The 24,244-nt window shown below is 55.4% G+C and carries 20 protein-coding genes; 12 read left to right on the top strand and 8 right to left on the bottom strand.

Features of this window, described 5'->3' with window-relative positions; all coding sequences use genetic code 11:
- Window positions 1-133 precede the first annotated feature (133 nt).
- The 5 genes from ACHZCJ_RS12475 to ACHZCJ_RS12495 form a co-directional block, all read right to left on the bottom strand.
- The gene (locus ACHZCJ_RS12475; protein WP_321326845.1) at window positions 134-3,265 is read right to left on the bottom strand and encodes a DEAD/DEAH box helicase family protein; all 3,132 of its coding nucleotides are present in this window, start codon (window positions 3,263-3,265) and stop codon (window positions 134-136) included.
- A 4-nt stretch (window positions 3,266-3,269) separates the two neighbouring features.
- On the bottom strand, window positions 3,270-5,333 hold the full coding sequence (locus ACHZCJ_RS12480) for a site-specific DNA-methyltransferase (protein WP_321326847.1): 2,064 nt from the start codon (window positions 5,331-5,333) through the stop codon (window positions 3,270-3,272).
- A 39-nt stretch (window positions 5,334-5,372) separates the two neighbouring features.
- A complete protein-coding gene (locus tag ACHZCJ_RS12485; RefSeq protein ID WP_321326849.1) occupies window positions 5,373-6,047 on the bottom strand; it encodes a DUF4391 domain-containing protein in 675 nt (224 codons plus the stop codon).
- On the bottom strand, window positions 6,044-9,280 hold the full coding sequence (locus ACHZCJ_RS12490; RefSeq protein WP_321326851.1) for a helicase-related protein: 3,237 nt from the start codon (window positions 9,278-9,280) through the stop codon (window positions 6,044-6,046). The genes ACHZCJ_RS12485 and ACHZCJ_RS12490 overlap by 4 nt, the downstream gene beginning before the upstream one ends.
- 400 nt (window positions 9,281-9,680) lie before the next feature.
- Window positions 9,681-10,286, bottom strand: a complete 606-nt coding sequence (locus tag ACHZCJ_RS12495) for a TetR/AcrR family transcriptional regulator (protein ID WP_321326853.1) — start codon at window positions 10,284-10,286, stop codon at window positions 9,681-9,683.
- Window positions 10,287-10,549: 263 nt separating this feature from the next.
- On the opposite strand from ACHZCJ_RS12495, the gene ACHZCJ_RS12500 reads away from it, so the two are divergent.
- The 10 genes from ACHZCJ_RS12500 to ACHZCJ_RS12545 all read left to right on the top strand — a co-directional run bounded on the left by ACHZCJ_RS12500 (window position 10,550) and on the right by ACHZCJ_RS12545 (window position 20,228).
- A complete protein-coding gene (locus ACHZCJ_RS12500) occupies window positions 10,550-12,691 on the top strand; it encodes a TonB-dependent receptor (RefSeq protein ID WP_321326855.1) in 2,142 nt (713 codons plus the stop codon).
- Window positions 12,692-12,711: 20 nt separating this feature from the next.
- Window positions 12,712-14,079 (top strand): aromatic ring-hydroxylating dioxygenase subunit alpha, encoded by a 1,368-nt coding sequence (locus ACHZCJ_RS12505; RefSeq protein ID WP_321326857.1) that lies wholly within the window; start codon window positions 12,712-12,714, stop codon window positions 14,077-14,079.
- 7 nt (window positions 14,080-14,086) lie between these two features.
- Window positions 14,087-14,884 carry a ThuA domain-containing protein gene (locus ACHZCJ_RS12510; protein ID WP_321326859.1) on the top strand — a complete coding sequence of 266 codons (798 nt, stop codon included), beginning with the start codon at window positions 14,087-14,089 and terminating at the stop codon, window positions 14,882-14,884.
- A gap of 40 nt (window positions 14,885-14,924) precedes the next feature.
- Window positions 14,925-15,446 carry a VOC family protein gene (locus ACHZCJ_RS12515; RefSeq protein WP_321326860.1) on the top strand — a complete coding sequence of 174 codons (522 nt, stop codon included), beginning with the start codon at window positions 14,925-14,927 and terminating at the stop codon, window positions 15,444-15,446.
- On the top strand, window positions 15,446-16,201 hold the full coding sequence (locus ACHZCJ_RS12520) for an SDR family oxidoreductase (protein ID WP_321326862.1): 756 nt from the start codon (window positions 15,446-15,448) through the stop codon (window positions 16,199-16,201). The genes ACHZCJ_RS12515 and ACHZCJ_RS12520 overlap by 1 nt, the downstream gene beginning before the upstream one ends.
- Window positions 16,198-16,989, top strand: coding sequence for an SDR family oxidoreductase (locus ACHZCJ_RS12525; protein WP_321326864.1), 792 nt, complete (start codon window positions 16,198-16,200; stop codon window positions 16,987-16,989). Before ACHZCJ_RS12520 ends, ACHZCJ_RS12525 begins: the two co-directional genes overlap by 4 nt.
- Before the next feature lie 15 nt (window positions 16,990-17,004).
- Window positions 17,005-17,673: a glutathione S-transferase family protein gene (locus ACHZCJ_RS12530; RefSeq protein WP_321326866.1), complete on the top strand. Its 669-nt coding sequence runs from the start codon at window positions 17,005-17,007 to the stop codon at window positions 17,671-17,673.
- A gap of 49 nt (window positions 17,674-17,722) precedes the next feature.
- Window positions 17,723-18,685: a zinc-binding alcohol dehydrogenase family protein gene (locus ACHZCJ_RS12535; RefSeq protein WP_321326868.1), complete on the top strand. Its 963-nt coding sequence runs from the start codon at window positions 17,723-17,725 to the stop codon at window positions 18,683-18,685.
- Window positions 18,686-18,757: 72 nt separating this feature from the next.
- Window positions 18,758-19,108 (top strand): Rieske (2Fe-2S) protein, encoded by a 351-nt coding sequence (locus tag ACHZCJ_RS12540; RefSeq protein WP_321326870.1) that lies wholly within the window; start codon window positions 18,758-18,760, stop codon window positions 19,106-19,108.
- A gap of 613 nt (window positions 19,109-19,721) precedes the next feature.
- Window positions 19,722-20,228: a DUF3299 domain-containing protein gene (locus ACHZCJ_RS12545; protein WP_321326872.1), complete on the top strand. Its 507-nt coding sequence runs from the start codon at window positions 19,722-19,724 to the stop codon at window positions 20,226-20,228.
- Between the two features lie 230 nt (window positions 20,229-20,458).
- On the opposite strand, the gene ACHZCJ_RS12550 is transcribed toward ACHZCJ_RS12545, so the two are convergent.
- Genes ACHZCJ_RS12550 through ACHZCJ_RS12560 form a run of 3 tightly spaced genes read right to left on the bottom strand, consistent with a single transcriptional unit; the run spans window position 20,459 to window position 23,385 of the window.
- Complete coding sequence (locus ACHZCJ_RS12550) at window positions 20,459-21,274, bottom strand: class I SAM-dependent methyltransferase (RefSeq protein ID WP_321326874.1); 816 nt, start codon at window positions 21,272-21,274, stop codon at window positions 20,459-20,461.
- 3 nt (window positions 21,275-21,277) lie between these two features.
- Complete coding sequence (locus ACHZCJ_RS12555; RefSeq protein WP_321326875.1) at window positions 21,278-22,588, bottom strand: FAD-dependent oxidoreductase; 1,311 nt, start codon at window positions 22,586-22,588, stop codon at window positions 21,278-21,280.
- Complete coding sequence (locus ACHZCJ_RS12560) at window positions 22,588-23,385, bottom strand: thioesterase family protein (protein WP_321326878.1); 798 nt, start codon at window positions 23,383-23,385, stop codon at window positions 22,588-22,590. Before ACHZCJ_RS12560 ends, ACHZCJ_RS12555 begins: the two co-directional genes overlap by 1 nt.
- Before the next feature lie 123 nt (window positions 23,386-23,508).
- Here ACHZCJ_RS12560 and ACHZCJ_RS12565 point away from each other — a divergent pair, with 123 nt between their 5' ends.
- Both ACHZCJ_RS12565 and ACHZCJ_RS12570 read left to right on the top strand, forming a co-directional pair.
- The gene (locus tag ACHZCJ_RS12565; protein ID WP_159647221.1) at window positions 23,509-23,808 is read left to right on the top strand and encodes an integration host factor subunit alpha; all 300 of its coding nucleotides are present in this window, start codon (window positions 23,509-23,511) and stop codon (window positions 23,806-23,808) included.
- Between the two features lie 29 nt (window positions 23,809-23,837).
- Window positions 23,838-24,224, top strand: coding sequence for a MerR family transcriptional regulator (locus ACHZCJ_RS12570; RefSeq protein WP_321326881.1), 387 nt, complete (start codon window positions 23,838-23,840; stop codon window positions 24,222-24,224).
- Window positions 24,225-24,244 lie beyond the last annotated feature (20 nt).

Below are 24,244 nucleotides of genomic sequence, written 5' to 3' on the forward strand. Positions count from 1 at the left end.
GACTTTGTCTTGAAACTGCTTGCCCTGAATTGGTGTACCGGTTCGGGGCAAGTCGTTCTTATGGTTTTTTGGAGCATCGGAATTCCATTTATGGGGCGCGCTTATGCTGCAGAAAACTATACTGCGCCCTTTGTCACGTTATCGCATTTAACAACTCCTCAAAACATTCAATCTTTTTGAAAGTCACGTCGGGTGATACATCCCGAAAATAGCGATCAGCGCTTCCGATGGCCTGCGTTTCCGATAATCGGAGTTGCTCGATCATCGTATCTGCCTTCGTTTCAGCGACGAAATAGATTTGCCGGTGTCCTTTGGCCTCCAATGCAATGGCCCAGTCCGGATTATAGCTCCCTCCCGGCGTGGGTATGGTGAAGCCGCGCGGCATCTTGGCATACACGATTACTTCCTCGGCGGCTTCCAGCTCTTGGGCAAAACCGCGTTCATTCTTCGAGTCTACCCCGACATGATTGTAAACGTGCTTCGTCGTCGCCAGAGCATCCTCAGATGGGATTTCATAGCGATCCGTTTCGAAGATCGAGACATCATAGGTCTGCCCAGTTTTCTCGTAACGCAGTGTTTCAATGGCCAGCGCAACCTTCTCCCGGCGTATATAATCGGCAGCTTTGCGTAGAAACATTTCCGGATTTTGCCCGAACATCGCAAAGGTGCTCGCCTTGATACCCGAGAGAATACGGCCAGTGGTTTGACGGGTGAGACGCGTCAATGACGCTAGTTGCCCGATCAAGTCGAAGCGAACTTCACTTTCGACCGCCTCTTCCTGGTATTCTGATCGCGACCGTTCATTGCGAAATGCCGAGCGACTACGAACGTTCTCCACGCCGATGCCGGTGCCGAGCTCCGCGCCTGTTACGATGATCCTCTGACGGTCTACGGAGAGGTCGCTGTCGAGCCTCGCTAAGGCGCTTGCGATAAGTCTCTCGGTATCGAAGTCGGTGAAATAAACGGCTTTCTTGTTGATCCGATTCCAAAGCTCCAGAAAGGCTTGCTTCTCCAGATTCTTGCGCCGCACCTCGGGCATTACCATCTTGCGACCGTTGCCGGTCATTCGATGCAGCGCGGTCTCGTCGAACACAGTGTCAACCAACGCGACAAATTCGGCGGCATTGCTTTGCAAGCTGTAGGGGAACCGCGCCCAGATGTCCTGCGCCTCTCCAGACGCCTCCTCGATGGTACCGGATGCGCCGGCGGCAACAGCTTCAGCGATGATCTCGCGGCTCTCATGCCACTTTGCGGTAATATGTCGTGCGGGGTCGATATAACGTTCGCCGATTAGCCAATATTCCAGCTCTCCCGCTTCGGCCTGAGTGACCTCCTGCGAACCCGCTGCGGTCGTGATTGACAGGGTTTGGAAATAGGCGGCCGTAGCTTCGCGCTGGCGCCCCTTGAGAGCATCGGCCATTTCGTCCTGGAGCGCTTTGGCGAAGTCATCATAGCTTTCCGAGGCGATGACGGTCAGTACATTAATTTGATGGACCACGCTCTTGTCGTCGGTACGGTGACCATTGGCGTCGACACTGATCCGGAGCCCCCGGCCAACCTCCTGTCGCTTTCCGATTTCATGGTCGGATTGCTTCAGCGTGCAGATCGTGAAGACGTTCGGGTTGTCCCAGCCTTCACGAAGCGCCGAGTGGGAGAATATGAATCGCTTGGGTTCCTCGAGCGAAAGCAAACGCCCCTTGTTTTTCAGGATCAGATCATAGGATGACTCATCTTTCGCTTCACCTTTTTCGTCGCCGGTCTTGCTGACCGATGGATCGACCATCTTGCCCTTCTTGTCGATCGAGAAGTAACCGTCATGTACCTCGTGCGGCTGGTCGCGTTTCACGTAGCTCAGCCAAGCCTGGTCGGTCGTATCGAGCTCTTTCAACTCGTCGAGCGCGCGCTGATATTCTTCTTCGAACATCTGCGCATAGAGGCCGTTTTCTTTCTCGCCCGCTTCATCATAAAGGCGGTACTTCGCCACCTCGTCGATAAAGAACAGCGAGAGCACCTTGATGCCGCGCGCATGCAGCAGTCGCTCGCGTTCGAAATGGGCGCGGATCGTTTCGCGAATTTGCACACGGCGCACGGCATTCTCACTGGTGTCGCCGGTAACGCGACCTTCCTCGAGCACCTCTCTATTGGTGAATTCGACCGTCCGCTGGGTCACGTCGATGTTGGAAACGGTATAGCCCGCATATTCAGCCAGCCCGCCGGACTTTTCCTCCAGCTTGTCTCCATCGCGCAACCATACTGGCTTGCGCTTCACTTGCCCGCCCTTGAGCCCATGCTCGATCATCACCCGCGCTTCCGGCTTGCGGCCATCTGTGAAGGTGCGAAAGTTCGACAGGTAGAGATAACCATCGAGCCCCGGCAGCCCCTTCGTCGTCACCCCCTTCACCTGAATCTTCTTCACCAGTTTGCGGTTATAGGCGTCGAGAGCGTCGAGCCGGTGAACCATATTGTGACATTCGGCGTGCGTAGCTGAGTAGCGGAGTGCGATAGACGCATTGAAATAGGAAAGCGCTTGCCGCGTCTTGTTGCTGGCTTTTTGGCCTTCAACCCGTTGTGGTTCATCGATAATCAAAATGGGATTGTTGGCGGCGATGACATCGATCGGCCGGCGTGACTGGAAGCTGTCAGGAGTGCCAAAAATTATTCGACTAGCTTTGTTCGACTGAGTTTCTTTGAAATCCCCCACGAAAGCCTGACTATTTATCACCATACAGTGCAAGCCTGCATCCTCAGAGAAAGTGTTAATTTTTGGCAGGTCGCCGCTGTTATAGACGAAGTGCCGGATCTTGTGGCCGTAGAGCGAGTGGAACCAGCCCTCGGTATCCTTCAGCGTCTTCTTCACGCCCTCCCTAATGGCAATACTCGGCACGATGATGATGAACTTTGACCAGCCATATTCGGCATAGAGCCGGTACATGGTATCGATATAGACATAGGTCTTGCCGGTTCCGGTCTCCATCTCGACATCGAGATTGACCGGCGCGGCCTTGCTGGTCGCCAGTTCTTCGGAAGGCGGCAGGTGCTGCGCCATTTGCACCTTACGGATATTCTCTAGCAGCCTGGCGTCAGACAGCTTGAGCGGCGCGTTGCGCAGCCCTTCCTCGAACATGCTCGATTGCGCGGCGGCATCTTTCCCCGGATCGATCTGGTACTGAACGCCCTCGATGCGCGGCTGACCAGCAAAGCAATCGACCACGGCCTGCGCGGCCTTGGCTTGGTAATCGAGCGGCTTGAATATCTGCTTGGTCATTCGCTCAGAGCACCCGGACCTGAGTATCGGGCGCGCGCTGCTGGAAGCGGCTGTGGACGTTTTCCTTGGTTGCGTCGTCGGCAAAGCCATCGTCGCGGAACAGGACGCGCAAAGGGGCGAGCTCGGCCATGGCATCGGCCAGTTCGGTATCGATCCCGCCCTTGCCGCTGCTGCCGGGTTTGGCGAAGCAGGCGATCAGCGCCGCACCTTTCCCGCTTCCATCTTCCGGCGCATCGACCAGCCAGACTGTGCGCCCGGCCAACTCGCGCTGCTCGACTGGCAAGGTAATATCGACGCCCCAGCGCAGCAGCGCACCGAACAGCAAATCCTCTTCGCTGCGGTCGTCCTTGATATGGCTGATCATGCCGGCGAGCGCTTCCTGCGTCGCTTCCTTTGGAGTGACGCTGGTGTCGACGAAATTGCCGCTGTCGATGCGGAATGCGCGGAAGCCTGTGTCGAGCTTCCCTTGGAGGCCAGGACTCCCTTCTAGGATTTTGCGTCCGGCACGCTTCACACGTTCCATAGATAACGCTGAAATCGTCTTGTCGATCTGTTCAGCTTCACAGAATTCCCATGCGACAGGTGATTTATCCTTGTCGATCGGCTCTGGAAGTTGGACGGCGATGAACTTCCGACGACCAGAATCCAGCGCATTTACTTGCATGACCGCGTGGGATGACGTCCCGGAGCCAGCATAGAAATCCATAACCAGTGCGGCTGGGTCATTACGAGTTATGTAGTAAATCCAACGCGTTAACGTATCCACGTCCTTCGGGCTATCAAACACTCGTGGATCGCTAAATAGCTCGGCCATCATATTCGAGGCTTGAAGCGCACTTCGATAAAAATAGGTTCCCGCGACCTGCAATGAAACATCGTCTGAGTCCCTGTCTTCGCTGATTAGATAGGTCTTGCGGATCGGGGGTTCAGTATGGTCTTTCCTGAACTCGACCTTCCCGGCAGCAATCATCTCGTTCATTTTTGCTAAGGTCGAGTACCGCCACCCACCATCTGGCACCTCGCAAGGTAAGTCCGTTGTAGGATGAATGACGTCGTACCTGGGGCCACCACCCCCCGGCCAAGACATGTTATCATCACGCCATACTCCTTTCGCATCCACCCGCTTGTAACGGCTAAGCCGCTTTGCTGGGTGGTCGTTAGGAAGGCCCTCGTAGAACGCCCGTATGCCCGCTTCGACGGCAGCATCGTCTGCACCGTGCTCACGTCTCAGATGATTATACTCGACTTGGATTTCAGCGGCTCCGGGCTTCGGCTCACGCCATTTGATCCCGGAATCTTTCAAATAGACCTTCGATTTCGCATAAATTACTATGTAATCATGGCCTTTTGAAATGAATTTCGCGTCATTTTTTCGCGTCTTCTCCCACACAAGCGTAGCAATATAGTTATCTTTCCCAAAAACTTCGTCAGATATTTCTTTCAGGTTGTACAGTTCATTGTCATCGATACTGATGAATATCGCCCCATCGTCTGCCAGCATGCTCTTTGCCAGCTTTAGTCTGGGATACAGCATGCTCAACCAGTCGGAATGAAACCGGCCATTGCTTTCCGGATTGGCAACCAGCCTGCCTCGAGATTCATCTCTTTGACCACTTTCTTGCTCGTAGCCTTGTTGGCTGCTTGAGAAAGAATCATTATAGATGAAATCGTTACCCGTATTGTAGGGTGGGTCGATGTAGACCATCTTGACCTTGCCGAGATAGGTCTCCTGCAGCAGCTTGAGCGCGTCGAGATTGTCGCCTTCGATAAACAAGTTGCGCGTGGTGTCGAAGTCTACGCTATCCTCCCGCATCGGGCGCAGCGTCTTGTCGATTGGCGTGTTGGCGGTGAGCAGCGCTTGGCGCTTGCCGGGCCAGTCGAGCCGGTAACGCTCCGCCGGGCCTTCGACCAGATAATCGGACAACGCCTGCCGCAACAGATCGAAATCGACCATCGGCGCATCCTCGCGCGATCCTTCCGTCCGGCATTCGGGAAACAGTTCGAGTAGCCTGTCAATATTCTGACGCGTCAAATCCGGGCTGCTGTCCCCGAGTTTTTCCATTGTCATTCTATTTTCCTTGTTAAACCCGTTTCCGTTCCGCGTGACCTATTGGGTCAATTGCTTCAGCTGAGTCTCTGCTGCCCGCAATTCCCGGTTTACTTCGGTCTTTCTTGCAAAATCCTTTTCGCGGCGCAGAGCCTGTTGGAGCCGCTCGACCGCCTTGCCCTGCATGGCGATGGCATTCAAGCGTTCTGCGTGATCGCGCAACGATTCCCCTTCCCGCGCCGCATGGCGCCAGAGTGATCGGAGCAGGCCGGCATAGAGCCCCGCCATATTTGTGGCTTGCGGTAACGACGCTCGGATTTTGTCGACTGGCATCCATTCCCCGCGCCAATGCTGGTGCTTTACGGTCTGGCTGCTGTCCGCCTCGCTGGGCCTGCTATAGGCCGCCGCCATCTGCACTTCATCGCCATCGGGCGCGCTGCGGATCAATTCGAATATGATCGGATGTGGTACCGCCTTGTCGATATGCGCCAGGACCCGGTCGTCGATCCGGTCGGTTCGGAGCGTCACGCTGAATATTTCAATTTCTTCGACATCGGCCGCAGGCGGCAGGTTCACGCTGCGCTCGAACAGTTTATAGGACCAGTCGATCCGCTCGACCTGCGCTTCGTACAACCCGCGAATGGCCTTGCCACCGCCCACCGTTTTGAACAGCCTATCGCGAGGCACGCGGGTCCCCACTTTCGCCGCGTCGGGCCAGGCAAACCAGGCGGTCATGCCGTCGTGCCGCGAACCACGAGAAAAGCCACCAGCTCAAAGTCATCGAGCCCAGCGACCTGGCCGATCAGGGCGGTTGTCGGCCCACTGGCAAACAGGCTGTCGATGTCGCGGCCTTCCTTCTCTTCGATCATAGAACGGATCGCATCACTCAGGAGATCTGAATATTTCTCCATCCGGCGACCGTCTTCGGTCTCTCGGTTAAACGGTTCATATAGCGCCGGATCGGCTTCGGAGCGGCCGCGTGCTGCCGCGCGCAGCATATCCAGCGCATGTTTGGGATCGGTATGGCGGACCAGCGCCTCTCCATCCTCGCGCACGTAGACGAGGTAGAATGGATGCAGCCGGTTATGCTGCTGCAGCTCCGCGGCCGCATCGAGATTGCGGAGGCAGAAAATAACCCCCGGAGGTAGCTTGTCGTTCGCGGGGACAATCGCATGCATGCCGAGCGGCGCATCATCGAGGCTACCATTTTCCCGCACCCAGCTCACCAGATCCATACGGAAATCGTTGAGCCCCAGATCGGTAATGCCAACGCCTTGGCGCAGGTCATCGAGATCCACCACCTCCTCCTGCAGGCGGCGCAACTGTTCACGGCGATATTCCATGTCGTTTTCGCGCGCGGTCAGCGGATTGTCATCGCCCGTCGCCGTCAGATCGGCAATCACCATCCGTCCTTCGACGCGGTCCTTGAGGTTGATATAATCATCGAGCTCGATATCTGGCCAATAGCTGACCAGCTGTATTCGTTCATTCTGGCTGCCAATCCGGTCGACCCGGCCAAATCGCTGGATGATCCGCACCGGATTCCAGTGGATATCGTAGTTCACCACCATGTCGCAATCCTGCAAGTTCTGACCTTCGGAAATACAATCGGTAGCAATCAATATGTCAATTTCCCGGAGTTCGTCTTTTAGCCGGTCGATCTGTGCCTTCTTCTTGGACACCGGTGAGAATAAAGTCAGCACAGCGTTAAAGTCGAAGCCGTGACCGAGGGTGGACTTAGGTCCGCCGCTGCCGGTGACTATTGCAGAGTGACGATCATCGGATTTGGCAATCAAAGGCGCGATTTCGCGATATAAATATTCCGCAGTGTCTGAAAAAGCCGTGAAGATCAGGAGCTTGCCATTAGCCTTATTAATGGGGTTTTTCTGTTTGTTTCTGATGAATTCGATCAAATGCTGGAGCTTGCTGTCATTCTGCGGTCCAACGCGGTCCATTTCGGCAAGCAGTCCGTCGATCAAGGCGACATCACCTTGAAGATCGCGCCGGTAGGAAACCAGATCCATATCTTCGAGAGCCACACGCACTTGCCCGCGCTCGAGCTCGGTTGGTACATCGTCTTCGTCATCGGACCGCTCAATTTCAAACGCATATTCGCTGCCGCCGCCACGCTCGAACCGTTCAATTGCTTCAAGTGTTGCGTGATGGGTTTGCGAGAGGCGCGAGAGCGTCAGCCGGAAAGCCTCAACCGAGCTCTCCAGACGTTTGAGCAAATTGACCCGCATCAAGGCTTTGATTGAGGTTTCGCGGTCCGTTTGCCGGAGTACGTTCGTCTCTGTCGCGGTATCATATTGGCTGTAATTGCCGATCCGGCTGGGTTGCACATAAGTGAGCGGCGCATAGACAGCGAGCGTGAGCTTGGTGAGCTCGGCGTAAATATTGTTGAAAGTCGGAACGTCGTCGCGGTCCGTCAGTGCCGGACGGAATGTCAACGGCTTCAATCGCTCCGGGAAACCACCGATTTCCTCGGTATCATAGTAAGTTGTGATATGACGCCTCGACCGGGCAATGGTTACGCTATCAAGCAGATCAAAAAAGGCGAAGTCGAGCCGATCGAGGATCGCCTGCGGCGTTCGTTCTTCAAGCGGCAGCTCTTCCCACTCATTGAACGCGCGCTGCGCCTGGCGGAAAATTTCGTCAATGCTTTGGTTAACCCCAAGCTTTTCCGCAAAAGCCTCACTGTCGCCTTCGTAGGCGAGCGCAAGCTGATTTTTCAAATCCGCGAAACGGTTGTTAACGGGCGTAGCCGAAAGCATCAGCACTTTCGTCTGGACACCCGATCGTATGACGCGGTTCAACAGCGCGCGATAACGTGTTTCACTTTCGCCTTGAGCCAGCGTGGCATCATCATTCCGGAAATTGTGGGACTCGTCGATAACGATGAGATCGTAATTCCCCCAGTTCACCTGATCTAGCGGCATACCCATGGAATAACCACCAGTACGAAGAAGGTCAGTATGAGCGAGCACGTCGTAATTAAGGCGATCCTCGGCAAGAATATTGGTCGTTAGATTCTTGTTGTACGTATGCCAGTTGTCGGCAAGCTTTTTGGGGCAAAGCACCAAGACCGACTTGTTGCGTAATTCGTAATATTTGATGACGGCTAGCGCCGTAAATGTCTTGCCGAGACCAACGCTGTCGGCCAGAATACACCCGTTATATGTATCGAGCTTGTTGATCAGACCCAGCGCGGCGTCCTGCTGAAATTTGTAAAGAGTATTCCAGACTTTCGTGTCCCGGAAGCCTGTGCGATCGTTAGGTAGTAGATCCTCATTTATATCCTCGAGAAAGGTTCGAAATATCGCGGAGAGCATGAGATGATAGATGTGAGCGGGTGAGTTTTCGGCATAGACCTGCTCAAGCTGACGACACAATGCGTCGGTGACATCCTCGAGGCGGCCGGGGTCTTGCCACAACTGATCAAAGAGCTGGCCGTATCTCTCGACTGCGGAGGCATCATCAATCTTGTTAATCATGGTGAGATTACCGGGCTGATACCCCAAGTCTGCCGACGTGAAGCCTTGAAGTCCGGTATACATTGTCTGGCTGTCTGCACCGCGGGTACAAAAAAACGAGGGTATAGGGGCTCCGGGATTTGACTTGAATTCGGCTGTTTTTCTAATCCAGTCTGCGCATTCTCGAGCAAGTGCACGCGTCGTCATCTTGTTTCGCAACCGGATCTCGAACGGTGTTCCAGCAATATCGCGGCGGTTCATTGCAGGTGGAATGATAAATTCGCGGTGCTGTGTCCGTGTTGTTCCGTGATCTGTAGCAAAGGAGGGGCCGGTGAATATAAATCTGAATTCGTCGAGCTTATTCAATTCCGCTGCAAGCGCTGCAAAAGCGTGAATCGAAAATGTCGCTGCTGCAACATCTACCTGTCGTTTATTGCCCAGTTCGCCTTTAAGGTCATCTCCGAAAAGTATCGAAACATTGTCGAGAATTTCCATGCCCTTAAAACCCCCAATTTGACCCAATTGATGTTGACCGACCGGTACTAGAAAAAAATTCGCGCTTCAAATACGCTGGTATTTGGCCCCATCTGGTTGGGTAGTAGTAAGCGGGTATATTAGCGTGTTGCAAGCCTCTATTTTCTAAGGGGTTTCTCCCCGATTGAGCCACGGCTGGGTTTGCATATAGGCCGCAAAATGGAAGTCCTAGAGATTATCGCCACCTGCCACCCGGATGCTGCCTATCAGGCGCGCGCCCGGTCGACCGTGCCATCCACCGGCTTCACAATGATTGGTGTAGGAAATATTAAAATGTCGGCGAATGCATGACAGCATGAAACGGCGATATGAGAGCTAGTCCGAACTGCCTGATGGAGAATTAAGCCCGGCCGCGCTGGTCTCATTTTTTCATCTGGCTGCGCATGATATGTTTGGTGTAATCCAGAATCTCCTGAATTTCGGCTTCTGAAATCTGACCGCCGATCTGGCCGTACGCCATTCCTTCAAGAAGATAATGGGCGATATTGCCGCTGCGGGCGGTCTCTGGATCCTCTACCTGCCACCCGATCAGTTCTTGCGCGATATCGTGCCATTTTCTGATAAAGGCCGAGTAGCTAGCGGCCAGAAGTTTGGCCAGTTGCGGTTCGGAACGCGCGACTAGAATCAATTCCTGATAGGCGCGAAATTCCCGCTCGTTCAGATGCCGCCAATGCGATTCGACGATATGGTCGACCGCATCCGTATCGGGATTGATGCTGGTAAGGTCTTTCCGGAATATCTCCAGCCGCTTGTGGTGGAGATGTTCTACCGTTGCGCCGAACACGTCCAGCCTCGTGGGAAAATGATATTGCATTCCGCCGCGGGAGACGCCGGCCCGCTCGGCGATAACCCCCATGGAAATTTCAGAATAGGGCATTTCCGCCAGACAATCGATTGCCGCGTCCAGCACCTGGGCCCTTAATATCGCGCCCTTTTCCGCCTGCCTCTGACCGCTGCCGCGCTTCATTTTTTGCCCAGCCGGTTTCGTTTCCGGAGTTTGTTCCGATTTTTCTCGCGGTGCTTTCACATGTTCCGATTTGTACAAAAAAACTCTCTTTCGCGGTCAGGTATCAGGAGCATGCGTATAACAGTAAGTTATCAAAAATGATAAGAGCAAAATAAAGCAGAGCTGCTTGACAATTGGCTCAAATAATCTCAACCCTCAAAAAAAAGCAGAGCTGCTGGAATTATCATGCGGCGAAATTTGGGAGAGCGATAGTGATTATGAAAATGAGACGTGATTTGGCATTGGCAACTGCAATGGGCCTCGCGCTCGCTGCAAATGCACCTGCTGTTGCGCAGGATCAAGCTTCCGATAGCAGCTCGACCCAAGATGGTTATGCTTCTGACCCCATCATCGTTACGGCCCAGCGCAGGGACCAGGTTCTGGCTGATGTTCCGCAAGCCGTTCAGGCGATCGGCGGAGAGGCTCTCCAGAGCATGGGCGTCGAACAGCTGCAGGATGTAATCGCTCTGGTTCCCAGTGCGACCGTTGGCTCGACCATTTCGGTAGGCTCCAACACCTTCCAGATTCGCGGCGTCGCGGCATCCGAAACCGACGGCGATGCAACAGTTGGCTTCTATCTCGACAATTTCGCCTTTTCCATGCCAGGGCGACCCTATGCCCCGACGACCGATTTCTATGATCTGGACCGGGTAGAAATATTGCGCGGACCTTCGGGAACATTGTACGGTCTGGGTTCACTGGGCGGAACGATCAAGGTCCTGACCAACGATCCCGATCTGTACGACGCAGAGCTTTCCACCCGAATGACAGCGAATGTGACGAGCGGTGGCGAACCCGGGGGCGGCGCAGACGCGATGTTCAATGTCCCCATTTCGGACGGTAAACTGGCCTTGCGCGGTGTGGTTTCCTATAAGACTGTCGGCGGATTTGCAGACAATATTGCCACCGGCAAGGACGATGCGAACGATGCGAACAGTTTCTCGGCCCGTGTCAAATTGCGCGCAGAACCCACCGAACGGCTAATGATCCAGCTGGCAGCCTGGCACAATCGTTCCAATCAGGACTTTTCCAACCGCATTACAACCACCGAGCCTCCGGTTCTCGACCAGACTTTCGGCATCGCCAATTCCCGCTACACGCTGTTCACTGGCGACATCAGCTATGATCTGGATTTCGCGACGCTGCTCTCGACAACTGGTTATATCAAGAACAAGGTCATCGTGAACAACGGGGGCTTTATACCGGGTATCGGCGACTTCGCCAGCTTCTGGCCCCTTGAAACGAAGAATTTCAACCAGGATCTAAGACTGGCTTCCAACAGCAATGGTCCGCTTTCCTGGATCGTCGGATTTTTCTACCAAGATGGCGAAACCAAGGGTGGACAAAGTGTCCAGTTGCCAGACTTTCCCGTGGGCGGTCAGCTTGGCCTCGCAACCTTCAACGACAATACGATAAATTCCAAAGCCTGGGCCGTGTATGGTGATGCCACATATAGTTTGATGGACGGCTTAGTCGATTTTACCTTAGGCGGCCGCTATTATGAAGAAAAACGCACCTTTGATGAAAACAGCTCGATTACGCTGATTGAGGCTGGCGTGGTCGTTCCCACGGTCGGAGTAGATCGGGCGAAAAACAATACCTTCAACCCGCGCGTTAATATCTCCATCCATCCTGCCGATGATGGAATGATCTACGGTGAGGTTGCCAAAGGCTTCCGTTCCGGCGCCATCACTTCGACTTCAATCATCGCGGGCGCCAATGGCGCATTGGGCACCAACTTCGATAATAGCTCTCCTCCTGACAGTTTGTGGAACTATGAAGCCGGCATAAAATGGTCGTTCGGTCAGATGGATGTGGCACTTTCGGCCTATTATTTCGACTGGGCGGACGCGCAGATTGAATTATCTCCGACTTTGCAAAGCATCGTGGTGCCGATCGGAGATGTGAAGGGCAAGGGCCTAGATGCTGAAATTACCTGGCGCACACCGTTGCAGGGTCTGACCCTGCAAGCCGCCGGTAACATCAACGAAACCGAAATTGAGAATGTCATTCCCGAGGTGGCGGCTGCATTGCCCTGGCTGTCGAATGGCAGTCAACTGCCTGGCACAGCTGAAAAAACCGCTTCGGTTAGCGCAAGCTATGTGGGTGATGTCGGTAATGGTTGGGATCTGAAGATCAACGGCCGCTATTCCTACCGCTCGCGGCAACAGAGCGTTTTTGATGGTGCCTATGCGCCTTGGAACGGCATCGGTTCAGCCCGTATCGGACTGGCCAAAGACGATTTCGAATTTTCGATCTTTTCCAACAATATCGGCAATTCGGATCGCCCCATTTCCCGTCCTGGTGGGCAGAATCAGGTGCCTTATCCGCGCACCATCGGGATCTCGGTCGAAAAACGCTTCTAGTATCAACCCAAGGACGGAATATGGCAAAAGTAGAAGGCGAGTTTCTGAAAGCGCAGAGGACGGAGGGTGATTTTGAAACGCCATCTTTCCTCCCGCGCAAGCCAATTCCCGATATCGGGAAGCAGAAAATCGACGGCGAGCGTTTCCATTCGCAGGAATTTATGGACCGTGAATGGGAAATGATCTGGACCCGGACATGGAACATTGGCTGCCATGTGACCGAGCTGGAAGAACCCGGAGATTTCCGGGTGCATTCGCTTGGCAAGGAATCGCTACTTTTTGTCCGCGGCGCCGACGATGTCGTTCGGGGTTTCTTCAACATATGCCAGCATCGTGGCAACATATTGTGCCAAGTTCGCGAAGGTATGGTAAACCATTTCAAATGCCCTTTCCACGGCTGGGAATGGAATCTTGACGGCAGTCTGAAGCAAGTCATGCATCCGCATCTGTTTCCGCAGTTCAAAGACGGCGTCCCGGATGGCGATCTGGATCTGCCGGTCCTGAAGGTCGAGCTATGGGGTGGCTGGGTTTGGTTCAACATGGATCCGGATGCCGGTCCGTTGCGCGAATTTCTCGGCGAAGCCGGTGCGCATCTGGAAACCTACGAACATGAGAAATTTAATCTTATCGATTACAAGAGCTTCGAATGGCAGGGCAACTGGAAACATGCCCATGATGCTTTCAATGAAAGCTATCATTTCGAGGCGCTGCATCCGGAATTTCTCGATTTCGCCGAAGGTTTCGACGTGCCGATTGAGTTGCTGGGCGTCCACAGTCGAATGCTGAACTTCAATCATACGGTTAGCGAAATTCTCGAAGACCGCGAGAGCATGACTCCAATCCGCGAAAAGATGCTGGGCCTACCGGAGGGATATCAGGGATCTGCAAAAGATGTGCATTTGGCGGTTGTTGCCCACAAACGCTCGATCCAGGACGAGAGCCATATTCCCTACAAGAGAATGAACGATGAGCAACTTGCCCATCAATATCATTACACGTTTTTCCCGGGAACGACGATCACAACAACGCCGGAAATGTCGATCGTATTTCGCTATCGGCCGCACGAGACAGACCCCAATTATTGCTATTATGATTTCCTGATCACCCGTCACGACCCGCCGGGAGAGCCGCGCCCCGACTTCGAATATCGTCTGTACCGCCATGCGGAACTGCCCAGCTATGTCGATGCGTTTGAAGGCACGTTTGATCCGGTTCTTGCCAATGTGTTGCAACAGGACGGTACGAATATGCCAACGATGCAGCAAGGCACGGCGTCACGAGGCTTCAAGGGCATGATCTTGGGAGAGCAGGAAGTCCGAATCCGTAATTTCCACCAGACAATAGATCGTTATCTCAGGGGCGACTTTCCTCTGCACGGCGACCGCTGAGGTTCTCATGACAAATGCCAAACATATTCACATTGTCACCGGCGGCAAATATCATGATTTCGACCTCGCCCGTCTGAAGATACTTCAAGCGATGGCTGGGGATGAACGCATTCGAGCCAGTTGTGCGATGGATTTTTCCGGTCTGGATGTCCTTGAGCATTCCGCCGGTCTGATCCTCTACACGTGCGACATGATGCCGACCGATGAGCAAGCGGAGCAGATGGACAGCTTCGTCCGCAATGGTGGTCGGATCATGGCGCTGCACGCGGTCAACGCGCATCTCGAGTTTACTGACGGCCCCGAAATTGTGACCAGCGGTGTTCGGATACCGGGTCTGGTAAAATCAACGGCGGCGAGCGTTTCTCCTCTCTATATGGAATTGCTCGGGAGCCGCTTTGTCACGCATCTCGCTGCACAGGAGGTCCATGTTCATATCGAAGACCAAGATCATCCTGTGACGCGTGGCATGACAGATTTTACGCTGGTCGACGAACCCTATGTCGCGACGCCGCTCGGCGAATTGCGTACCCTAATGTCGGCTCGCTACAAGGGGCCGACGCCGGGCTATGAGACTGGCGAGGTTACCGATGACCCACCGCGTCCTCAGCTATACGTGAAGGATCACGGAAAGGGAGCGGTGCTCTATTCTCCCCTAGGCCATGCATGCGGCAAATATGACATGCGTCCGCTTATGGACGAGGCCCCCGTTGTTCGGGGACCGTGGGATGATGAAAATTATCTCGAGATCGTCAGACGTGGCATCGCCTGGATCACCGAAGCGCCTATAATCAAGGATGCGGCCTGATGCGCCGGAACAGCAGCCTCTACAGATCGGAAGTTCAAAGATGAAGCCGCTAGAAATAAAGCAGATGGGCTATGTTACTGACGATATCGAGGCATCCGCGCTGGCTTGGGTAGAAACAATGGGAGCCGGGCCGTTTTTCATCCTGCCGGCTATGAGCTTCCAAAGCTGGACCTATCACGGCGAGCCGCAACGAATGACACTTGATATCGCCTTTGGCCAAGTCGGTGACATGATGATCGAGCTCATTCGGCCCAACGGTTCGTGGCCCAATGTATATGGTAATTCCATGCCAAAGGGATGCGTGCCGCATCACCACGGCATCCTTGTGGCAGACGTCGAAGCAGGCGCCCGATCGTTAGGTCGCGAGGCGGTGACGCGCGCCGAACTTTCAGCTGAAACCGAATTGCGTTATTTCGACTGCCGCGATCAGACCGGCCTTTTCCTCGAATTGATCACCGACAATGAAGAAAGCCGAGGATTTTTTGCCACCGCAATCGAAGCAACAGAAAATTGGGACGGCAAGTCATCGCCTGTCCGTCAAATTTCTGCAGGAGAAAGTTGATGTCCGAACCAGAAGCAAACTCCGGCTTAGCCGATACGGTGATCATCGTGACGGGCGCCGCATCAGGTATCGGCGCAGCGACGGTTGACCGTTTGCAAGCGGCGGGCGCAAAAGTGGTGGCGATCGATCGCATGCCGCTCTCCATCCCGGCGGCACTGACAATCCAGATGGATGTCACCAGCGAACAGGAATGGCTGTCAGCTGTGTCACAGTCGGTTGAGAAACTGGGTAGGATCGATGGCTTGGTCAATTGCGCGGGAATCATCCGCATGGGCGCCGTTACCGACCTTTCTGCAGAAGATTTTCGACAGAGCATGCAGGTGAATGTCGAGGGGCCGTTTCTGGCCATGAAACATGTCCTGCCCGTCATGTATGAGCAAGCGAGTGGCAGCATCGTCAATATTTCTTCGACCGCGGGTATCGCGGGAGCCCCTGGCGCGGCTGGTTACTGCGCCAGCAAGGGTGCGATCCGAATGATGTCCAAAGCGGTCGCGCTGGAGGCGATAGCAAGCAGTTCTAACGTGCGGGTCAATTCAGTTCACCCTGCAATGACGGAAACCCCGATGGTTAAGGATATCGTTGGCCAACTTGGCGGTGATGAGAGCATCGAGGATCAGATGCGTGCTCTCCAGCCCTCGGGAAATTTTATCCCGGTTAGGGCGGTGGTCGATGCCATCCTATTCCTGCTTTCGGATGCGTCACAATTTGTCAACGGAACCGAGATGGTCGTCGATAATGGATTTACAGCTCAATGAGCCGTCTAAGCCAGCCCTTGCGCTTGGAAGGTTGCCAGGCTCTGGTAACCGGAGCGCTCGGGGGGATCGGCATGGCAATCTGCGACTTGTTTGTCGCGCATGGCGCACGCGTCTGGCTCGCCGACCTTGAACCCGCAGATAGCGATAAAGCGCGGCTGGCGCTGGAGCAATTGGGTGGTGCTGATTATCTTCGTCTCGATGTGACTGATCGCCGGGACTGGGATAGGGCGGCGGACAGGATCGGCGATCGGCTTGACATTCTGGTCAATAACGCCGGCATAGCGCCGACGGGTGAATTGGAAAATCTGCCGCTTGAGCAATGGCAACAGGTGATGGCGGTCAACTGCCAAGGCGCCTTTCTGGCGCTCGCAACATTGGCCAGTCGGCTCGAGCGAGCGGGAAAGTCAAACGATCGGTGGGCGAGCGTCATCAATATCTCTTCGATTCTTGCGATGGTCGGGATGCCGCAGGCCACGGCCTACGCTGCCAGCAAGGGGGCCTTGCGCAGCCTGACAAAGTCGGCCGCAGTGGAATTTGCGCAGGGGAAGCGGTCAATCCGTGTCAATTCTATCCATCCCGGCTTTGTTGAGACGGATATGACAAAGGCCGGCAGCGACGCAATGAGCGAAGCGGGAGATTTGCTGGAGACGCTGGGCCGCGAAACCCCGATGGGGCGTGTCGGAACACCCGAGGAGATTGCTTACGCAGCGCTGTTTCTGGCGTCCGACGAGAGCCGCTTCATGACTGGCAGCGAGTTGACCGTCGACGGCGGTTGGACCGCCCAATAAAGCAGAGGGAATGCCATGATATTCTATGATTTCGATTTATTTGCCCCCAGTCCCTACGTCGTCAGGATGTTTGCCGCGGAGAAGGGCCTGAAGCTGGAACGAAAAATCATCGATTTGCTGACAAGAGAGAACCGGCGTGCCCCTTTTGCTACCGCAATCAGTCCGCTTGGCGAGTTACCAGCCGTGCTGCTCGATGACGGTACCGCGCTGACCGAAATCACAGCGATTTGCGAGTATCTGGAAGAGATGCACCCCAATCCGCCATTGATTGGATCCACGCCATTGGAACGGGCCGAGACTCGAATGTGGGTGCGTCGGATCGATCAGAAGATTGCCGAACCAATGGGCGAGGGTTTCTCTGCGGTCGAAGGACGCGAGTTTTTTGAAACCGACTACAAAGATCCTGACCTTGTCACAAAAACAATTTTGCCCCCCGAAGCTGGGCCGGCGCTTAAGGCAAAGGCGAAGGAAAAGATCATCTGGATGGATGGCCAGCTCAGGGGTAAACAGTTTGTCTGTGGGGACCGCTTCACACTGGCGGACATATATCTCTATTGTTATCTGCAGTTCGGCGAGCATCAGGGCCAACCAATCCCGAATGAGGCTTCTTGGATGCGCGATTTCTTCGACCGTATGATGGACCGGCCGACGGCTTGGCATGGCGAAGGCGGCAGCCTCGAATAAACAGCCATTTCTTCCGTGGTTACGCGCCAACAGACAGCAGGGATTCATTATGAAAGCAGTATTTTACAGCGAAAATGGCGGCCCGGAGGTCATGCAATATGGGGAACGGCCGGATCCGACTTTGCAGGACGACGGCGTTCTGATCAGATCGGAAGCGATTTCGATTGAGGGGGGTGACCTGCTGAACCGGCTGATTTCTCCGCCAGACCCAGTGCCTTTCATCCCCGGCTATCAGGCCGCGGGAATCGTCGAGGCCGTCGGACCATCGGTTACGCTCTTCCAGCCCGGCGATCGCGTGGTGGCGTTCAACTGGTTCGGCAGTCATGCGGAACTATTCGCCGCACCGGAAAGCTTCACTTATGCAATTCCAGATTCGCTTGACATTGCGCTGGCGTCCGTGGCCCCGATCGCATTCGGTACCGCTTACGATGCGCTCATCGAATATGGCAATCTGCAGTCCGATGAGTTTGTATTGATTCAAGGAGCCGGAGGCGGCGTCGGACTAGCCGCCGTGCAGATCGCCAAGGCTGCAGGCGCAACAGTGATCGGCACTGCTTCCAGCAACGCACGACTGGAGCACACCCGTCCTTTCGGACTGGATTACGGCATCAACTATCGAGACGAAGACATTACCGAGCATTGCCTGTCAATTACTGGCGGCTCCGGAGTGGATATTGTGGTTGATCTGGCCGGCGGCAAAGGCAAGGAGTTGCTCGTCAAAGCGTTGCGGCCGCACGGTCGCTACGCAGCCGTAGGCGCAGCTACCGGAGAGATACCCTCGTTCAGTTTCTTTGAACTGATCGGTGGAATGCTGCATGTGTTCGGCGTCTCCCTCGGCCAGGAAATGCACACTGAGCGGGTTCGTGCGCTGGTCGCTGATATCTTCGCAAAGCTGGAGGATGGCTCTTACCGGATGCCGATCGACAAGACATTCGCCTTGTCTGACGCGGTCGCTGCGCATCGTCATGTTGCGGAATCGCATCCATTCGGCCGGGTAATCATGAAGCCTTGAACAGACAATCGCTGATTGGGTCGAACAAACCATGGGGCGAACCGACTCATACAGAGAAAGGTAAAAGTCCGAATGAGTATCACTTGGCAATCGCTCCTTACTTTGGAGGAATTTCCTGCAGATGGAAAATATGCAGCCTGCGTCGGGGGCTGGTTCGTGTTGGTGGTGAAAGAAGGAGACGATTTTCTTGCGGTCAATGACCGCTGTACCCATCAGGCTTCCCGCCTGTCTGACGGACGAATCCGGCGCGGCGCCATCATGTGCCCGGTCCATGGTGCCCGTTTCGAGGCTGCTACCGGCAAGTGTCTTGGCGGCGCCTATCCCGACCTGCGCACCTTTGAAACCCGCATCATCGATAACAGGATCGAAGTGGCAGTGCCGGACGAGCCACCAGGCGTCCACGAACGACCGACCGGCGTTTGAGCCTTTCTCTAAGGCTGCCGATCATTGATCGACGTGTTCGGCAGGACATCGGAATCAAGGCGGAGGGAAGGCAAGGCAATGGCGGCGGCTAGTCTTATCGCTGAAAAGATCCATGGTTTGCTGATACCGGAGACCATCGGGATTGCCCCATAATGGAAATCCCTGTGCGCTAACGGTGAACGTGTTGTTGTCGGCATGAATTGTTGAACTATTCCTGCAACCCTTGGTTCCGTGGCTACCTTATATGCCCTCAAACTTATTCCTCGCACGAGGCCCTGGCCAACATGGTCATCTCTATCATTGGTCAATGGGGGCCGTTCTGGGGGCTAAGAATATTCTACCATTCAATAAATCAATCAGTATCAGAAAGTTAAAGCAGACCTGTTAGTCCTCTTCTGGGCATCATTGGCGCACATCTGGCGCTCTTGCTGGCCGGCCGCAATTTCCAGACATTGAGTGATCTCGGAATCAGTGCAACGCGATTCGACCCTGCCGAACTTGCGATCTTCGCAACGGTCCTCCTGATTGGCGCTATCGCCGCGCTTATTCCCGCTGCGCGCATTTTCCGCATCAACCTGGCGCTTACACTCGCCCGATCATCATGAGGCCCCCGATGAAAATTCTTTATGCCCTCATCCTTGCATCAGCAACGTTCCTGCCCGCTGCATCCGCATCCTCGGCGATGCAAAACGGCGGCAAGGTGCCGGCAGATGATGTATGGAAGCCTGCCAGGACTCCCAAGGGCGGGGTGTCCTGGGCTGTGCTGGAATCGACGAAGGAAAAAACGCGTACCGGGAAGGATGGCTATATCTATTCGAAACCGCTGTTCTCACCGGCGGTAAAATCCCTCGCCGGCAAGCGGATAAAGGTCGCCGGCTGGATGACCCCGCTGGAGCAAGGTGCCCGGCAGAAAAGATTCGTGTTGCTGGCCTACCCGCCCGGCTGCCCTTTCCATTTTCACGCAATGCCAAACCAGTTCATCGAGGTGCTCGCCGACATTCCCTTTCCCACCGATGAAAGAAAAATACATGTCGTCAGCGGCATATTGGAACTGACCGGCCAGGATGAAAGCGGAATATTCTACCGGTTGAAAACGGCAAGTCCTGCCGGTTCCAAATGATCCACTACCGATCTCGTGGCCACGATGGAACAGGCGGATATCAGGCTGAAAAATAAAGCTTGGAGCGCCACCCATGCACTGACGATCCAATGCGCGCTGGCTGCCCATCGAACCAGCAGCAACGGTGATAATGGCCTATTGAATAGCTGTCGGCCACGCCAGCCTTGGTTATGGTTTTGCCGGTGCTTGCGAGCCCTTGTTGGAAAAAGGTTCCCGGCGGCCCGAGAATATCATCGACCGGATCTTGTCGCGCTGATCACGAAATAGCGCAAGACGGACCGGCGATAGGCCCATTGTAGAAATCGGCCGGTCACCGCATGTTTGAGACGCGCTGGCCAATCCGCTTTTGCGCTTGCCGGGGATGTCCGGACGAAACTGGCAAAACCGGGCATCACATGCTGGCTGATATCGGTAATTCGCACCTCTTCAAATCCGGCCGTCCGCAACTGGTCCAGATAGCGGGCGCGGTGCACGATATTTGTCTCGGCAATATGCGAGCGTTTCAGCATCCGGACCAATAGCCGGTGGGTGAAGGACCCGGTCCGGTGCCGATCGGACAGCATGAAATCGGTTAGCGCAATGCGGCCTGCCGGTGCGAGTTGTCGGTGTGCCTGGGCGATAAAAGCCTGCCGGCTGGGAAAATGATAGGCGCAGTCCAGCGCCAGCACATGGCTGGGCCGGTTTCCCCCGAGCGCAACATGCCACGTCTCGCTGTTGCTGATGTCGCCCTGCACAATAGCAGCCGCCTTGAAACCGGCTGCTGCGAGCTTTGTTCTGGCAAAAGCGGTCTGACTGCGGGATAGGTTGACGCCGCGGACTTCAGCCACGCGAAAATCGGTCAGCCAGAGCAACAACTGGTCGCCGCACCCGAAGCCCGCGTCGAAAACTTCCGACTGGCTATCCAGCCCGGCCTGTTCGCCGAGCAATAGCGCCAGGGCGCGGCAAGCGTCCGAATATTCCGTCGCGCTTTTCCAATATCCCAGATTTCCCCAGGACTGGTTATCACGATTGAGTGCCAGTTCTGCCAGATCGTGAAATTCGGTCATCGCTCAAACCGCAGAGGGCGTATCGGTTTTCCACGGTATGGCGGCGCCGAGATGTCCGGCAACAGCGACCGAGGAATCAACCGCAGCCTCGAGCAGGGGAATTTTTTCGGTCATATAGGAGCCACAGAGCCAGAGCCTGTTGCCCGGCTGGCAGTGCTGTTCGCGCAAGGCGATGACCGCCTTGCGGCTGTCCCTTGTTACCGTGGGCCGGGTGAATTCGACTCTCGCCAGTTCGCGATTGGGAGCGATCCTGCGTAGCGGGTTCCAGGTCTGAAATATGGTCTCCTGATCCGACAGGCGCGCAATGGCCTTGGTCAGATCCACGGATACTTCGGCACGCTCGGCGTCACGCGGGACATGGTAGCTGACCGGGGAGAGGCCTTTGACCGGAGCGGGCAGAATTTCCTGATCGCTGTGTACGCTCATGCTTGACCGCTCGAAGGGTATACGGCCGAGCAGGACCCGACGCTCTTCAAAACCGGCTAGCATCGCTGCGGCCTGATGCGCCTGCGCGGCAATCACAACCTGGTCAAAATGCCGGGTCGAACCCGCTTTCGTGACCACGCGGAGCTGTTTTCCGTCCGGTTCGATCAGGGCAATCGGGCTGTTGGTCTGTAACTCGACATCGACCAGCATGCGCGGTACGATATCGTCGACGCCTTTTGCCGCGGTCATGATCCCCAGCTCGTGCACGCCGCAGGTCAGATATTCCAGCATCAGATCGGCCGGATAGTCGCGCACCGCCTGATAGCTGCACGTGCAGGTCACTGACATCATCGGCAGCAGAACGGTCGCGACAAATTCCCGGCCCGCGCCCGATTGCTGCAGATATTCGCCGAAGGACAGCTCGGCCAGGCCGGACCGGCTGACATCCCGCTTTGCCCGGGCGAAGAAGCGCCTGCTCTGCAGGCCGATGGTCCAGGCTGCGGGATTCAGCCAGCTGTTCCCTTTCAAATGGGACAAATGGACCGAACCCAGCCGGAAATTGCCGTAATGCAGAAGGACCCGGCCGGTCTCGTCCGAAAATATGCCGCTATGGTCGCTGGTCAGTATCTCCACGCCAATATGGTCATAGAGGGCCAGCAGGTTGTCATAATAGCCGTGGCAGAATATCCGCAGCGGGATATCTATCCGGCTGGTGATGCCATTGCTGGCATAATCGACGCTATTCGCACCCATGCCGGCGCGCGCCTGGCTTTCAAAAACTGTGACCTGATGACCGTCTTTCAGCAAGTAGGCCGCGGACAGGCCAGCAATCCCGGTGCCGATAACGGCGAGACGGGGTTTGCCCTGCGAGTCCGCGCCGGAATCCATCAGGCGTAATAGGCCACGCTTTGCATCGCGGTTGCGATCAGTTCACGATGACTGTTCCAGATGCTCATATACTGGCTGCTTGCACCGTGATCGGCATGATGGGTGTGGGAGTCGATCAGCCACCAGCCGTCCTGCGTTGCGGGCGATTCGGCGATGAGATTGACCTGCCAGTTCATCGAGCTGACCATCGCATTCTTGTCCAGCAGACCCATGACCGAAGGCGGAAGGCTATCGCACATGCAGAGAATTTCGGCCACCGGATCGAGGCCGGCGCGCTGCTTCAGCCGCATCCAGCGGGTCAGGCGGTTGGTCTTGGTGCTGGTGTCGATCCGTTTGCCGACATATTCCATATTGGATGTGAAAAATTGCGGCGGGCCGCTGTGCAGGTCGCTGTCTCCGGGCAGCGGCGGAAAGTCCGGCGCCGCAATATCATATGTTCTCACTTCGGTCGGCCGAGGGGCGGCAAAAATGAAGTTGCAGTGCAGGCCGAGACCCTTGTCGCCAAAGATCTCGGACTGGACAAAGGCACTGTTCTTGCCACGGCGCAACATGGCGGTTTCCGCGATCAAGGCACCGAACAAAGGCCCCGTAAACGCGATCTGCGCCGACCGCAGCGGCGGCAGGTCCGCCTCGATAAGGCTGGCTGCATGATAAGCGATCGCTCCGGACAGGCCGCCAAAGGCTGTCCGTCCCTGCGTCCAGCTTTGCGGTAGCGTGACCGGATTTTCGGGACCGCCGGCTCCGCATTGGCTGAGCAGGTCGGCAAGGGCTATGGGTTCAGGATGTTTGTCTGTCATCCATTCCGCTTATCGGGCTAATCGGCTGAAATCCACTGGTAAGTTTGCTGGCAACATTTACAAAAGCCGAGATTTGATTTATAGCTTTGGTGAATTTTCAGACTCTTACTGAAAGATTTTTTGATGAACTACACCAACACCCTGACCCGCGCCGATCTGGCCGATACCATGAACCGGCAGGTCGGCCTTTCGCGTGCCGATAGCGCGGTCATGGTGGAATCTATTCTCGATCATATGATCGAGGCGCTGGTCGACGGTGAGAATGTCAAGATTTCAGGATTTGGTACCTTTGTCCTGCGCGACAAGGGGGAACGCACGGGGCGCAATCCCAAGACCGGAGTCGAAGTGCCGATTGCGCCGCGCCGGGTTCTGACCTTTCGTGCAAGCCAGACGATGCGTGACAGGATTATCGCCGCAGGTTAATGGACCCGGCGAAACCGGGGGAGTAGAGTATGACCAAGGAACTAGGGGCTTTCCGGACCATCGGCGAGCTGTCCAAAGAGCTGAACATAAAGCCCCATATCCTGCGTTACTGGGAAGATCAGTTTGCGGTTCTGGCTCCGCTGAAACGGGCGGGATCACGCCGCCATTATCGCCCGGAAGATGTCGAGATCGTCAAGACGATCAATCGTCTGCTCAATGAAGAAGGCTATACGATCAAGGGCGCCCGCAAATTTCTCGCGTCACGGCGGCGGAGGCCGGAAATGGTCGAGGATGCACCGCAGCCCGGTTCCGTACCGGTGTCTTCAGCTGAACCGGAGCCGGACTATCGCGGTCCGATCATCGCCGAACTGAAATCGATCCGCGACCGGTTATCACACGCGCTCGATCACGCCTGAAATCCAGCCGTTTAACCAAC

This window comes from uncultured Parasphingorhabdus sp. (assembly GCF_963677535.2).
GTDB lineage: Bacteria > Pseudomonadota > Alphaproteobacteria > Sphingomonadales > Sphingomonadaceae > Parasphingorhabdus.